This is a genomic window from Streptomyces sp. NPDC007808 (assembly GCF_042868655.1).
Taxonomy (GTDB): domain Bacteria; phylum Actinomycetota; class Actinomycetes; order Streptomycetales; family Streptomycetaceae; genus Streptomyces.
This window is the reverse complement of sequence record NZ_JBIAEQ010000004.1, coordinates 751,155-764,836: the sequence shown is the minus strand read 5'-3', so window position 1 is coordinate 764,836 and position 13,682 is coordinate 751,155. Positions and strand designations below refer to the sequence as shown.

Genomic DNA, 13,682 nt, shown 5'->3' with positions numbered 1-13,682 from the left:
TTCTCAAGGAACGGTCGCTTCCTTCGTACTCACCCTCTCGGGCTTTCCTCCGGGCGCTTCCCTTCGGTGTTTCCGACTCTATCAGATCTTTCCGACCCGATTTCCTCGGTGCTTTCCAGGTTCCCGCTCTCGCGTTTCCCTTTCCGGCGCTTCCGACTTTATCAGATCCTTTCTCGGCCTGATCCCCAGTCAGCGGGGTTTGTCTTCGCGGCTGTTGGGCCGTTCCGACGAGTGAGACTTTAGCGGATTCCTCGCCCCCGACCTAATCGGGGGCTGCGCTCTTCGAACGCGGATTCCTCATTCCGCGAATACGCATGCCAATGAGACGACGGCAGACAGATCGACTGTCGTCGAATAGAGGTTGGTACCTGCGGAATGGCTGTCCGGGGACCGACCGGAGTCGGCGCTCACGTCGGACAACTCGGAGAACACTACGGATCGGTCCTGGGCGTGTCAACTTGCCTCCGGACGACACCCTGGGGGCGTACTGTGGGCGCATGACTACGCGTACGTGCACCCAGCTGTGGTGGGCCGCCTGACGGCGGCCGTACTCGCGTATGCACTCAACGGCCGCCGCCTCGGCGGCCGTTTTCGTATCTCCCTCCAGAGCTCCTGAGGGCGGCCCGCCGGGACGGCGGCCTCGACCAGGAGGTGGAGAGGGAATGAGCCGGGTTTTCAGCGGGATCAAGCCGACCGGGCATCTGACGCTGGGGAACTACCTGGGGGCGATGCGGCGCTGGGCTGCCGTGGACCAGCACCAGGCCGACGCGTTGTTCTGCGTCGTCGATCTGCACGCGCTGACCGTGGACCACGATCCGGCGCGGGTGCGCAGGCTCACTCGTCAGGCCGCGACGTTGTTGCTGGCGTCGGGGCTGGATCCGCAGCTGTGCACCGTCTTCGTCCAGAGTCATGTGGATGAGCATGCGCGGCTGTCGTACGTGCTGGAGTGCGTGGCCGCGGACGGCGAGATGCGGCGGATGATCCAGTACAAGGAGAAGGCGGCGCGGGAGCGGGTGCGGGGCGGGAGCGTGCGGTTGTCGCTGCTGACGTATCCCGTGCTGATGGCGGCGGACATCCTGGCGTATCAGGCCGACGAGGTGCCGGTCGGGGACGATCAGACCCAGCATGTGGAGCTCGCGCGCGATCTCGCCGTCCGGTTCAACCAGCGCTACGGGCATACGTTCGTGGTGCCGCGGGCCACGGCGCCGAAGGTCGCGGCGCGGGTGATGAATCTGCAGGATCCGGCCTCGAAGATGGGCAAGAGCGATGACACCGGGCCGGGGATCGTCTATCTGCTCGATGAACCGGACGTGGTGCGGAAGAAGGTCATGCGGGCCGTGACCGACAGCGGGCGGGAGGTCGTGTACGACCGGGAGGCGCGGCCGGGGCTGGCGAATCTGCTGGAGATCCTGGCGGCCTGCACGGGTGGGAACCCATCGGAGCTGAGCGGTGTATATGAATCGTACGGGGCCTTGAAGAAGGACACCGCAGAGGCCGTGGTGGAGCTCCTCAGGCCCGTGCAGGAGAGGCACAGGGAGCTGTGCGCGGATCCTGGCCATGTGGAGGGGGTGCTGCGGGATGGTGCGGAGAAGGCTCGGGCGATGGCCCGTCCTACCGTCGATGCCGCGTATCGGGCGATCGGGTTGCTGCCGGCGGTTGCCGCCGCGGATATCGCGGATATCGCGGTGACCGCTTAGGGGCGCCCGCGAGGAGTGGGCCGGGCCGCCCTTTGGTGGGGGCGGCCGGGCGTCAGCCGTTGTTGCCGGAGGCCAGTTGGCGGCTGCGGTCGCGGGCGGCTTCGAGGGCGGCGATGAGGGCGGCTCGGACGCCGTGGTTCTCCAGTTCGCGGATGGCGTTGATGGTGGTGCCGGCGGGGGACGTCACGTTCTCGCGGAGCTTGACGGGGTGTTCGCCGCTGTCGCGGAGCATGGTCGCGGCGCCGATCGCGGACTGGACGATGAGGTCGTGGGCCTTGTCGCGGGGCAGGCCGAGCAGGATGCCGGCGTCGGTCATGGCTTCGACCAGGTAGAAGAAGTACGCCGGGCCGGAGCCGGAGAGGGCTGTGCAGGCGTCCTGCTGGGACTCGGGGACGCGGAGCGTCTTGCCGACGGAGCCGAAGATCTCCTCGGCGTGGGCGAGGTCGGCTTCGCTGGCGTGGCTGCCGGCGGAGATGACCGACATGGCCTCGTCGACGAGGGCGGGGGTGTTCGTCATGACACGGACGACCGGGGTGCCGGCGGCGAGCCGGGCCTCGAAGAAGGAGGTGGGGATGCCGGCGGCTCCGCTGATGACCAGGCGGTCGGCGGGGACGTGCGGGGCGAGTTCGTCGAGGAGGGTGCCCATGTCCTGCGGCTTGACCGTGAGGATCAGGGTGTCGGCGGTCTTGGCGGCTTCCGCGTTGGTGACCGGGGTGACTCCGTAGCGGGTGCGGAGTTCTTCGGCTCGTTCCGTGCGGCGGGCCGTCACCAGGAGGTCGGCCGGGGCCCAGCCGCCGCGGATCATTCCGCTGAGCAGGGCTTCGCCGATCTTGCCGGTGCCGAGGACTGCGACTTTCTGAGTCATGGCTGGGGTGCCCTCCGAGGGTTGCGTCGTCCGGGTTCATCCTCGCACCGGCGGCACCTTTCGAGGTGGCGTGTCCGGTGGGCGGGACGAATGGGGCACCGGGTCGGTCATGCCGTCCTGCGTCGCAGTGTCGCCGCGCCCAGGCCGAGGACGAGGAGGGCGCAGCCCGCCACGATCAGGGCGTCGCGGACGAAGGCGGCGGTCATGTCGGTGTGCTTGAGGACTTCGTTCATGCCGTCGACCGCGTAGGACATGGGGAGGACGTTGGAGATGGCCTCCAGGGCCGGGTGCATGTTGTCGCGGGGAGTGAACAGGCCGCAGAGGAGGAGCTGGGGGAAGATCACGGCCGGCATGAACTGGACGGCCTGGAATTCGGAGGCGGCGAAGGCCGAGACGAAGAGGCCGAGGGCGGTGCCGAGCAGCGCGTCGAGCAGGGCGACGAGCAGCAGGAGCCAGGGGCTTCCGGTGACGTCCAGCCCGAGGAACCAGAGGGCGAGTCCGGTTGCCAGGGCGGACTGGATGACGGCGAGGGTGCCGAAGGCGAGGGCGTAGCCGGCGATCAGGTCGCCCTTGCCGAGGGGCATGGCGAGGAGGCGTTCCAGGGTGCCCGAGGTGCGTTCGCGCAGGGTGGCGATGGAGGTGACCAGGAACATCGTGATCAGCGGGAAGATCCCGAGGAGGGAGGCGCCGATGTTGTCGAAGGTGCGCGGGCTGCCGTCGAAGACGTAGCGCAGCAGGAACAGCATCACGCAGGGGATGAGGATCATCAGCGCGATGGTGCGCGGGTCGTGGCGGAGCTGGCGCAGGACGCGGGCGGCGGTGGCGGTCGTGCGGGCGGGGTTCAGGGCGCCCGTGTGGGTGGGCCGCGGAGCCGGGGTCGGGTTCGCCGTGCTGGTCATCGGGTGCTCTCCTTCGCGCGGGCGGCCGCGGTCGCCTCGTCGACCAGGTGGAGGAAGGCTGCCTCGACCGTCTCGGAGTGCGTACGGGTGCGCAGGGCGTCCGGGGTGTCGTCGGCGAGGATCCGTCCCTCGCGCATGAGGAGGAGGCGGTGACAGCGCTCGGCCTCGTCCATGACGTGGGAGGAGATGAGGAGGGTGGCGCCGCGGGAGGCGGCGATGTCGTGGAAGAGGGCCCACAGGTCGCGGCGCAGGACCGGGTCCAGGCCGACCGTCGGCTCGTCCAGGACGAGGAGTTCCGGGGTGCCGAGGAGGGCGACCGCAAGGGAGACGCGGCTGCGCTGGCCGCCGGAGAGGTTGCCGGCCAGTGCGTCGGCGTGGCTGGTGAGGTCGACGTCGGCGATGGCGCGGGTGACGTTCTCGTGGCGCCGCTCGGCGGCCGTGTGGCCGGGGTCGAGGATCGCGGCGAAGTAGGCGAGGTTCTGGCGGATGGTCAGGTCGTCATAGACGGAGGGGGCTTGGGTGACGTAGCCGATGCGGGTGCGCAGGGTGGGGTGGCCGGCTGGGTGGCCGAGGACGTCGAGGGTTCCGGTGACCTTGGCCTGGGTGCCGACGATCGCTCGCATGAGGGTCGACTTGCCGCAGCCCGACGGGCCGAGGAGGCCGGTGATCTGGCCGCGCGGGACGGTGAAGTCGAGGTCGCGGAGTACCGGGCGGGTGCCGCGTGTGACGTTCAGGGCCTCGGCTCGGACGGCGGGGTCGCCGGGGGGGTCGTCGGGGTGACCGGAAGAGTAATTCATCATGTGATGAATAATCCTCCGGAGGTGCCGGCGCGTCAAGCGTGGGGGTGCCGCTACGTTCGGGGCTCCTCGGTGGTGGCGACGAGGAGGTCCACGTCGTAGGTCTCCTCGACGATCCCGTCCGGGAACGTGGTGAGGAGGAGGTGCCGCTCCTCGGTGAGGAAGGCGGTGCTCGCGTCCTTGCCGTGGACCAGGAAGATCGAGTGGCTGCCGATGTTCGCCAGGTGGGTGTCGAGCGGCACGCGGCGGCTCCAGCGGATCTGGCGCCCGGTGAAGCGGAGGCGGCCCGTGGGGTCGTCCTGGGCGGCTCGGGCGCCGCTGCCGTTCTGCTCGACCACGGGGTGGACGCCGAAGCGGCGCCCGATGCGGTCCGCCTGCGCCGCTTGCCACGGGATGTCGAGGGGCGTGGTGTTCCACCACAGGGCCAGCGCGCCCCCGGGGCGCAGCACGCGCAGGGCCTCGGGTGCCGAGTGGGCGGGGTCGGTCCAGTGCCAGGCCTGGGCGTAGGTGACGAGGTCGACGGAGGCGGTGGCGACCGGGAGGGAGTTGCCGTTGCCTCGGACGATCGGGATGTCGTGGTGGGTGCGGCGGAACTGGGCCGCCATCGCGTCGCCGGGTTCCACGGCGAGGACCTCGGCGCCGCGCCCGTGGAGGAGGGCGGTGGCTATGCCCGTTCCCGCGCCCACGTCGATGACGCGCGCGCCGGTGAGGGAGCGGCCGGCGAGTTCCTCGATCGCGTCGAAGAGAGCGGGAGGGTAGGAGGGGCGGTTCGCGGCGTACTGGGCCGCGGCGGCGTTGAAGGAGTGGGCTCGGTCGGTGCGAGAAGGGACCGTCATACGGCCATGGTGACCGGGGGTGGGTGGGGTGTGCACCGGGCCCGCTGGAAGCAGGGCGCCGACGTGGCCGGGGCCTTGCACTGCAACTGCGCCGCACGAGTGTCCGGCGGGGCGGCTCTGGGCGTGGGCGGACCAGGTGTACCGGCCAGGTGGCGGCGGCCGGGGCCCGGCGTTCGGATCACGTCGGCTCGGCGGCCCCTGGCACCCGCATCTGGCGCGTTGCCGTCGGTCGCCGACTCCCCGTCCTGTCCTGCGGCACGCACGGGACCCGCTCCGGTCGGCTGAGAGTACGCGGCCTCTTTCAGCCGGGCTGATCCGAACGTCGGACCTCAGGTGCGGCGGCGCTTTTTGGCGGGGTTGCCGGTGCGGCGGGTGCTGCGGGAGTCGTGTTGTTGGCGGGCCGTCTCGTATTCCTCGCGGTGGAGCTTCTCGCCGGGTGCCTCGATGAGGGAGCGGAAGAAGTAGGCGAGGAGGGAGCCGACGAAGCCGATGGCCAGCAGGCCTCGGAGCGAGGCGTGGCGGTCGGGGTCGGGGCGCTTGGAGAAGGTCTCCCAGGTGTGGCGGAAGGCGAGGGCGCTGCACACGGCGAACATCACGACCAGCAGGGTGGTGACGAGGCCGCCGATGGCGGCGATCTGGATGCCGTCGTAGGCGAAGCGCAGGACCAGGCAGGAGACGGCCGCGGTGGCGAGGGAGCCCACGGACACCGCGATGCGGCGAACGGTGTAGCCGTTGTCGTGGTCGACCCAGGTCGTGCCGAAGAAGCGGAGGGGCTCGGGGCGGGGGCCCGTGGAGCCCGCGGGGGTGTCCGGGGTGCCGTTCTTCTCGCTCACGAGTCGATTATGGCTCCCGGGGAGGCCGCGGGCTCCGTACGGGCTCCGGCGAACCCTGGTCAGGCAGCGGTTCGGGCGGGGGCGAGGGCGGGCCCCGCCGCCCCGCCCTCGCCGCCGATCTCACACCGCTGTCACGAGGAGCAGCGCGGGCGGATGTAGCCGTCGCTGCCCGTCCTCACATAGGCGTCCGAGACGTACTCGCCGTTGGCGATGTTGTCCCAGATGTTCGTCGAGCCGTACGGGCCGCTCACCCAGGTGCCGGGCCGCTGGCAGTAGATCGCGACCCGGGATCCCTCGGGCAGGACCTTGATGATCGGGTAGCTGGTGCCGGGACCGCTGCGGACGTTGAGGCGGACGCCCGGGGCGACCGGGTAGTAGGGCACGGACGCGGTCGTGGCCGCCGTCGCGGCGATCGCTTCCTCGCCACCGTCCATCACTTCGGCGCGGTCGACAGACATGAAGTTCCTCCCCCGTTGTGCCCCACGGTCGTCGTGGGGCCCCGTTGATTCCCCTGAATCAGGCCATGAAACACATGTTCTGAACCAGAACGCGGAGACTAGCAAGCCGCCTCTGCCCCGTTCGAGTCATCGACTAGGCTCCGTGCGTCGCGCGCGCGGACGAACAGCACGGGGGTGGTTCCATGGCGCCGCAGCAGAACACCGGGGCGGGCGCGGAAGCGGAACTTCCCGAGTACGCCGGTCACTACCGTCTGGAATCCCATCTGGGGTCCGGTGGCATGGGTGTGGTCCATCTGGCGCGGAGCACGTCCGGCATGCAGCTCGCGGTGAAGGTCGTGCATGCCGAGTTCGCGAAGGATCCCGAGTTCAGGGGGCGTTTCCGGCAGGAGGTGGGAGCGGCTCGCCGAGTGAGCGGGGCTTTCACGGCACCGGTCGTGGATGCCGATCCGGAGGCCGAACGGCCCTGGATGGCCACGCTGTTCATCCCCGGTCCGACGCTCTCCGACCATGTGAAGCGGAACGGGCCGATGGAGCCGGCCCAACTGCGGCGGCTGATGGCCGGGCTGGCGGAGGCGCTGCGCGACATCCACCGGGTCGGCGTGGTGCACCGGGACCTGAAACCGAGCAACGTGCTGCTCGCCGACGACGGGCCGAAGGTCATCGACTTCGGCATATCTCGGCCAAAGGACAGCGAACTGCGGACCGAGACCGGGAAGTTGATCGGTACGCCGCCGTTCATGGCACCGGAGCAGTTCCGGCGTCCCCGGGAGGTCGGACCCGCCGCGGACGTCTTCGCGCTGGGCTCCGTGATGGTGCACGCGGCCACGGGTCGGGGGCCGTTCGACTCCGACAGCCCGTACGTCGTCGCCTACCAGGTCGTCCATGACGAGCCCGACCTGACGGACGTACCCGCGAATCTCGCACCGCTGATCGGGCGGTGTCTCGCCAAGGAGCCCGAGAACCGTCCCACGCCGGACGAGCTGATGAGGGAACTGCGGTCGGTCGCGGCCTCCTACGACACGCAGGCGTTCATACCGGCGCAGCGGACGGTGGACGTACCCGAGCCGGAGCAAGGTTCCGCGCAGTCGCCGCCGACGCCGGCGCGACGGCGCCTTCCCAAGCGGGCGGTACTCGGGGCCGTGGCCCTGGTTCTCGCCGTGGCCGGTGCAGTCGCCTCGGTACGGCTCCTGAGCGACGGCGGCACGGCGCGTGAGAAGAGCGGCGAGGCCGGTCTGTCCGCGTCGGCGCGTTTCAGTCCGTGGGCCGTCAAGCCGGCGCCGCAGGGCGGTGGTCTGCCCCGGTGCTCGTACGGCACGGCGCAGCTGCTGTGCACCCAGCCGGGTCTGGTCACCGCGCTCGATCCGGCCGACGGCCGCGTGCTGTGGCGGCATGCTCTCGCCCGGGGCGACTCCCCCGGTGAGCCGCCGGTTCTCTCGGGAGGGCTGGCGCATGTGCTGACGGACGGCGGCAGGCGGCTGGAGGCGCTCGATCCCGCCTCGGGCAAGGCACGGTGGACGCTGGACGTCTCCTCGTACCGTGGATTCCGTTACGCGGGCGGCATGCTGCTGCTGATCGGTGCGGACGGCCGGATGACCGGCGTGGACGGCGGTTCGGGCGAGCGGATCTGGGAACGGCCGGTGGCCGGTCTGGGCGAGGCGTACGTCGTCTCGTTTCCCGGGAGCCCGTGGGTCCTCGTGGCGAGCGCGTCCGCCGACGGCGCCCGCACGCGTGTCGTCGCGGTCGACCCGGAGACGGGGGACGTGCGCTGGGACGCCCGGCTCGACGGCGCTCTGACACCTGCCGGCGCCGCCGACGGAGAGGTCTTCCTGCTCGCGGGCGGCGGTGGCTACGGCGAGGCGAAGGCCGTGGTCCGCTACGACCCGCGGTCCGGGGCCGTGCGGCGCGTCGCCCTGCCGGTGCCGGTCAGGCAGGCGCAGGCCACTGTGGGCTCCGGGGTCGTCTACCTCCTGGGCGCGGGTGGGTCGCTGGTGGCGGTCGACACCCGAGCGGGCAAGCGGCTGTGGTCCCTGGAGACGAGTGTGAGCCAGGGCTCCGCGCCGGCCCTGGACGGTCGGCGCGTGTACTTCTCCGCCGCCGACGGACGGCTGCTCGCCGTGGACGCCGCCGAGGGCAGGATGCTCGGCCAGACTCCGCCACGGCTCAGTGCGAACGCCGCTCAGGCCACCGCGGAGTTGCCCGCGCCGGTAATCGGCGACGGCGGCATCTACGCCACCGCCCCCGACGGAACCGTCTTCGGCGTGGAGGCGCGCGACCCGGCCGCCTGGTGACCCGCGCCGCTGGTCCGCGGGTGACACGCGCGAGGGGCCGTCCCCGAAGAGACGGCCCCTCGCGCGCACTTCGGTGCGTCAGCCCAGCTTCGTCACGTCCCGCACCGCGCCCTTGTCCGCGCTGGTCGCCATCGCCGCGTAGGCCCGCAGCGCGGCCGACACCTTGCGCTCGCGGTCCTTCGGGGCGTACACCCCGTTCAACGCCTGCTCGCGGCGCGTGAGTTCCGCCTCGTCGACGAGCAATTCGATCGAGCGGGCGGGGATGTCGATGCGGATACGGTCGCCGTCCTCGACGAGCGCGATCGTGCCGCCGGACGCCGCCTCGGGGGACGCGTGCCCGATGGACAGCCCGGACGTGCCGCCGGAGAAGCGGCCGTCGGTGATCAGGGCGCAGGTCTTGCCGAGGCCGCGGCCCTTGAGGAAGGACGTCGGGTAGAGCATCTCCTGCATGCCGGGGCCGCCCTTGGGGCCCTCGTAGCGGATGACGACGACATCACCGTCGGTCACCTGCTTGTTGAGGATCTTCTCCACGGCCTGTTCCTGCGACTCGCAGACGACCGCCGGGCCCTCGAACGTCCAGATCGACTCGTCGACGCCGGCCGTCTTCACCACGCAGCCGTCGACGGCGAGGTTGCCCCGGAGGACCGCGAGGCCGCCGTCCTTGGAGTAGGCGTGCTCGACGCTGCGGATGCAACCGCCCTCGGCGTCCTCGTCGAGCGCCTCCCAGCGCTCGGACTGCGAGAAGGCCTCGGCCGACCGGACGCAGCCCGGGGCCGCGTGCCACAGCTCGACGGCCTCGGGTGAGGGCGAGCCGCCGCGCACGTCCCAGGTCTTCAGCCAGTCCGACAGGGACGGGCTGTGGACGGCGTGCACGTCCTCGTTGAGCAGTCCGGCGCGGTGCAGCTCGCCCAGCAGGGCCGGGATGCCGCCGGCGCGGTGCACGTCCTCCATGTAGTACGTGCGGTCCTTGGCGACGTTGGGCGCGACCTTCGCCAGGCACGGCACCCGGCGGCTGACCGCGTCGATCTGCTCCAGGCCGAACGGGACGCCCGCTTCCTGGGCGGCGGCCAGCAGGTGCAGGATCGTGTTGGTGGAGCCGCCCATGGCGATGTCGAGGGCCATGGCGTTCTCGAAGGCGGCGAAGGTGGCGACGTTGCGCGGCAGGACCGTGTCGTCGTCCTGCTCGTAGTAGCGGCGGGTGATGTCCATGACGGTCCGGGCCGCCGCGACGTACAGCTGCTTGCGTGCCGTGTGGGTGGCCAGCACCGAGCCGTTGCCGGGCAGGGACAGGCCGATGGCCTCGGTCAGGCAGTTCATCGAGTTGGCGGTGAACATGCCGGAACAGGAGCCGCAGGTCGGACAGGCGTTCTCCTCGATACGGAGGATGTCCTCGTCCGAGATCTTGTCGTTCACGGCGTCGGAGATCGCGTCGACCAGGTCGAGGGTGCGGACCGTGCCGTCGACCAGCGTGGCACGGCCGGACTCCATCGGGCCGCCGGAGACGAAGACGGTGGGGATGTTGAGCCGCAGGGCGGCGTTCAGCATGCCCGGGGTGATCTTGTCGCAGTTGGAGATGCAGATCAGGGCGTCGGCGCAGTGCGCCTCCACCATGTACTCCACGCTGTCCGCGATGAGGTCCCGGGACGGCAGGGAGTAGAGCATTCCCCCGTGGCCCATCGCGATGCCGTCGTCGACGGCGATCGTGTTGAACTCGCGCGGGATGCCACCGGCCTCCCTGATCGCCTCGCTGACGATCCGGCCGACGGGCTGCAGGTGGGTGTGGCCCGGGACGAACTCGGTGAAGGAGTTCGCCACCGCGATGATCGGCTTCCGGCCGATGTCCGCACCGGGTACACCGGAGGCGCGCATAAGGGCGCGGGCGCCCGCCATGTTGCGGCCGTGGGTGACTGTGCGGGACCTCAGCTCGGGCATCGTCGCTCGCTCCTTCAGAGAACTGCGATCAGAGAGACTTCTGACTGCTGACGAGCGTACGCCGGTCATCCAGGGATCGGGACGAGGTGTCCGCAATACGGGACGTATGTCTCGTGGAGCAGACGTGCGGCGCGCCGGGCGGCTCACCCGTCGGCGGTGTGCCGCCCCGTGAGGTGTCCCTGTACCACCGGCGCCACCCGGACGATGATCTGCTCCACGTCCGCCGACGCGATCGGCTCGATCCTGATGACGTAACGCATCATCGCGATGCCCACGAGCTGCGCGGCGGCCAGCTCGGCGCGCAGCTCCGCGTCCGGGGCGTCGATCTCACCGGCGATGCGGCGCAGCAGCTGCGCGGAGACGAGGCGCCGGAAGACGGCGGCCGCGGCGTCGTTGGTGACCGCCGAGCGCACGATCGCGAGCAGCGGCTTGCGGGTCACCGGGTTCTCCCAGAGCCCGAAGATCGTGCGGGTCATGCGCTCGCCGACGACGTCGAGCGGTCCCTCCAGCACCGCGTCCCGCACCTTCAGGGCGGGCGCGAAGGCGACCTCGACCGCCGCCTCGAAGACCTGCTCCTTGGTGCCGAAGTAGTGGTGCACCAAGGCGGCGTCCACACCGGCGGCCTTGGCGATGCCGCGCACGGACGTCTTCTCGTAGCCGCGCTCGGAGAACTCCTCGCGGGCCGCGTCCAGGATGCGGTCGCGGGTGTCGGCGGATTCCGTACGAGGGGGTCGGCCCCGGCGCCGGGACCCGACTCCTCCCTTGCCCGAGGTGGTGTCCGTCACGGCCGGGGGACCTTCATCGCCGAGGCCAGGTGCAGTCGTGTGAAGGCGAGGGCCTCGGCGAGATCGGCCTCGCGTTCGGCGCCGGACATCGCGCGGCGGGTGTTGACCTCGATGACGACGTGGCCGTCGAAGCCGCTCAGGGCGAGGCGCTCCAGCACCTCGGCGCAGGGCTGGGTGCCGCGGCCGGGCACGAGGTGCTCGTCCTTGGCCGAGCCCCTGCCGTCCGCGAGGTGCACATGGCCCAGCCGGTCCCCCATGCGGTCGACCATCTGGAGCGCGTCGGCCCGGGCGGTCGCCGTATGGCTGAGATCGATCGTGAAGTGACGGTAGTCGTCCTTCGTCACATCCCAGTCGGGGGCGTACGCGAGCATCTCGCGGTCGCGGTAGCGCCAGGGGTACATGTTCTCCACGGCGAATCGCACATCAGTCTCGTTCGCCATGCGCCAGATGCCGGCGACGAAGTCACGGGCGTACTGGCGCTGCCAGCGGAACGGCGGGTGGACGACGACCGTGGAGGCCCCGAGCTTCTCGGCCGCGGCCTGGGCGCGCTGGAGCTTGGTCCAGGGGTCGGTGGACCACACGCGCTGGGTGATCAGCAGACAGGGGGCGTGCACGGCGAGGATCGGGATGCCGTGGTAGTCGCTGAGCCGGCGCAGGGCTTCCATGTCCTGGCTGACCGGGTCGGTCCACACCATGACCTCGACGCCGTCGTACCCGAGGCGCGCGGCGATCTCGAAGGCCGTCGCCGTCGACTCCGGGTAGACGGAGGCCGTCGACAGGGCGACCTTCGCATCCGGGATGCGCACCACTGGTTCTGCCACGGGGACAGCGTACGGGGCACCGCGGGAGGCCGGGGAACCGATGGACGGCGGCCCGCCGGGAACGGCGGGAACCGGTCAGGGGTGCGAACTGGGCAGATGCCCCGGGCGTGGAGCGGGAGGGTGGGTGCGTGGTGTGGTGGGCTTCACGCGGGTGGGGCCGGTCGGTCACGGTGGGCCGGGACGCCCGGACTAGGCGTCGGGCGGAACGGACGGAGACCGGGGCGGCGGCCGGACGGAGACCGGGCAGTGGCCGGACGAACACCGGGCGGAGCCGACGGACGACCGGGAGGAAGACCGGACGAACACCATGCGGAGCCGACGGACGACCGGGAGGAAGACCGGACGAACACCACGCGGAGCCGACGGACAGACGACCGGCACGAACACCGGACGAACACCACGCGGAACGGACGGACGACCGGGACGGAAACCGGACGAAGACCGGGCGGAGCCGACGGACGACCGGCGCACCCGGCCCCTCTGCCCTCAGTCCACCGACATGTGGTCCAGCTTCCGAAGGATCACGCCCTCCCGCAGCGCCCAGGGGCAGATCTCCAGGGTCTCCACGCCGAACAGGTCCATCGCCCCCTCGGCCACCAGCGCCCCGGCGAGCAGCTGGCCCGCGCGGCCCTCCGAGACCCCCGGTAGTTCCGCCCGCTGCTCGACGGTCATGCCGGCCAGACGCGGGACCCAGCCCTCCAGGGACTCCCGCTTCAGGTCGCGCTGGACGTAGAGGCCCTCCGCGGAGCGGGCCGCGCCGGCCAGGCGGGCCAGTTGCTTGAAGGTCTTGGACGTGGCGACCACGTGATCGGGCGCCCCGAAGCGGCTGAACTCACCGACCGTACGGGCGATCTCCGCGCGCACATGCCGCCGCAGGGCACGTATGTCCTCCGGCTCCGGTGGATCACCCGGCAGCCATCCCGCCGTGAGGCGCCCCGCGCCCAGTGGCAGGGACACCGCCGTGTCCGGGTCCTCGTCGATGCCGTACGCGATCTCCAGGGAGCCGCCCCCGATGTCCAGTACCAGCAGCTTCCCGGCCGACCACCCGAACCAGCGCCGGGCGGCGAGGAAGGTCAGCCGGGCCTCCTCCGCACCGGAGAGGACCTGGAGCTCGACGCCGGTCTCGCCCTTCACGCGCGCGAGGACGTCATCGGCGTTGGTCGCCTCGCGCACGGCGGACGTGGCGAACGGCAACACTTCCTCGACACCCTTGTCCTCGGCCGCCCGCAACGCCTCTTGGACGACGCCGACCAGTTTGTCGACACCCTCGGGGCCGATGGCCCCGCCGTCGTCGAGGAGTTGGGCGAGGCGCAGCTCCACCTTGTACGAGTGCGCGGGCAGCGGGCACGCGCCGGGGTGTGCATCCACGACCAGCAGATGCACCGTGTTCGAACCCACGTCGAGGACACCGAGTCTCATGTACGGAACGCTACTGCCACCTGGGCGGTCCTCCGCCCTCGAAGTCGCAGGT

General features: G+C 70.9%; 12 protein-coding genes. 2 read left to right on the top strand and 10 right to left on the bottom strand.

Translation table 11 applies throughout. From position 1 onward, the window contains the following. Positions 1-662 precede the first annotated feature (662 nt). Positions 663-1,697 carry a tryptophan--tRNA ligase gene (gene trpS, locus ACFYNL_RS19265; RefSeq protein ID WP_388804534.1) on the top strand — a complete coding sequence of 345 codons (1,035 nt, stop codon included), beginning with the start codon at positions 663-665 and terminating at the stop codon, positions 1,695-1,697. 52 nt (positions 1,698-1,749) lie between these two features. Here trpS and proC read toward each other — a convergent pair whose 3' ends face one another. From proC to ACFYNL_RS19235, 6 genes are all read right to left on the bottom strand, one after another. Next, positions 1,750-2,562 (bottom strand): pyrroline-5-carboxylate reductase, encoded by an 813-nt coding sequence (gene proC, locus ACFYNL_RS19260; RefSeq protein WP_388804531.1) that lies wholly within the window; start codon positions 2,560-2,562, stop codon positions 1,750-1,752. Between the two features lie 107 nt (positions 2,563-2,669). Beyond that, complete coding sequence (locus ACFYNL_RS19255; RefSeq protein ID WP_388804528.1) at positions 2,670-3,461, bottom strand: ABC transporter permease; 792 nt, start codon at positions 3,459-3,461, stop codon at positions 2,670-2,672. After that, on the bottom strand, positions 3,458-4,261 hold the full coding sequence (locus ACFYNL_RS19250; RefSeq protein WP_388804525.1) for an ABC transporter ATP-binding protein: 804 nt from the start codon (positions 4,259-4,261) through the stop codon (positions 3,458-3,460). The genes ACFYNL_RS19255 and ACFYNL_RS19250 overlap by 4 nt, the downstream gene beginning before the upstream one ends. A 50-nt stretch (positions 4,262-4,311) precedes the next feature. Next, positions 4,312-5,094, bottom strand: coding sequence for a class I SAM-dependent methyltransferase (locus ACFYNL_RS19245; RefSeq protein ID WP_388804522.1), 783 nt, complete (start codon positions 5,092-5,094; stop codon positions 4,312-4,314). A 329-nt stretch (positions 5,095-5,423) separates the two neighbouring features. Further along, complete coding sequence (locus tag ACFYNL_RS19240) at positions 5,424-5,927, bottom strand: EamA/RhaT family transporter (protein WP_388804519.1); 504 nt, start codon at positions 5,925-5,927, stop codon at positions 5,424-5,426. A gap of 131 nt (positions 5,928-6,058) precedes the next feature. Then, positions 6,059-6,385 (bottom strand): SH3 domain-containing protein, encoded by a 327-nt coding sequence (locus ACFYNL_RS19235; protein ID WP_388804517.1) that lies wholly within the window; start codon positions 6,383-6,385, stop codon positions 6,059-6,061. Positions 6,386-6,567: 182 nt separating this feature from the next. Between ACFYNL_RS19235 and ACFYNL_RS19230 the strand changes: the two genes are divergently transcribed. Then, positions 6,568-8,673 carry a serine/threonine-protein kinase gene (locus tag ACFYNL_RS19230; RefSeq protein WP_388804514.1) on the top strand — a complete coding sequence of 702 codons (2,106 nt, stop codon included), beginning with the start codon at positions 6,568-6,570 and terminating at the stop codon, positions 8,671-8,673. Between the two features lie 78 nt (positions 8,674-8,751). Here the strand turns inward: ACFYNL_RS19230 and ilvD are convergent, their stop codons facing one another. The 4 genes from ilvD to ACFYNL_RS19210 form a co-directional block, all read right to left on the bottom strand. Further along, positions 8,752-10,605 (bottom strand): dihydroxy-acid dehydratase, encoded by a 1,854-nt coding sequence (gene ilvD, locus ACFYNL_RS19225; RefSeq protein WP_388804510.1) that lies wholly within the window; start codon positions 10,603-10,605, stop codon positions 8,752-8,754. A gap of 143 nt (positions 10,606-10,748) precedes the next feature. Continuing rightward, complete coding sequence (locus tag ACFYNL_RS19220; protein ID WP_388804507.1) at positions 10,749-11,390, bottom strand: TetR family transcriptional regulator; 642 nt, start codon at positions 11,388-11,390, stop codon at positions 10,749-10,751. Beyond that, positions 11,387-12,211 carry a sugar phosphate isomerase/epimerase family protein gene (locus tag ACFYNL_RS19215; RefSeq protein WP_388804505.1) on the bottom strand — a complete coding sequence of 275 codons (825 nt, stop codon included), beginning with the start codon at positions 12,209-12,211 and terminating at the stop codon, positions 11,387-11,389. Before ACFYNL_RS19215 ends, ACFYNL_RS19220 begins: the two co-directional genes overlap by 4 nt. 486 nt (positions 12,212-12,697) lie before the next feature. Continuing rightward, complete coding sequence (locus tag ACFYNL_RS19210; RefSeq protein WP_388804502.1) at positions 12,698-13,630, bottom strand: Ppx/GppA family phosphatase; 933 nt, start codon at positions 13,628-13,630, stop codon at positions 12,698-12,700. Positions 13,631-13,682: the final 52 nt, after the last annotated feature.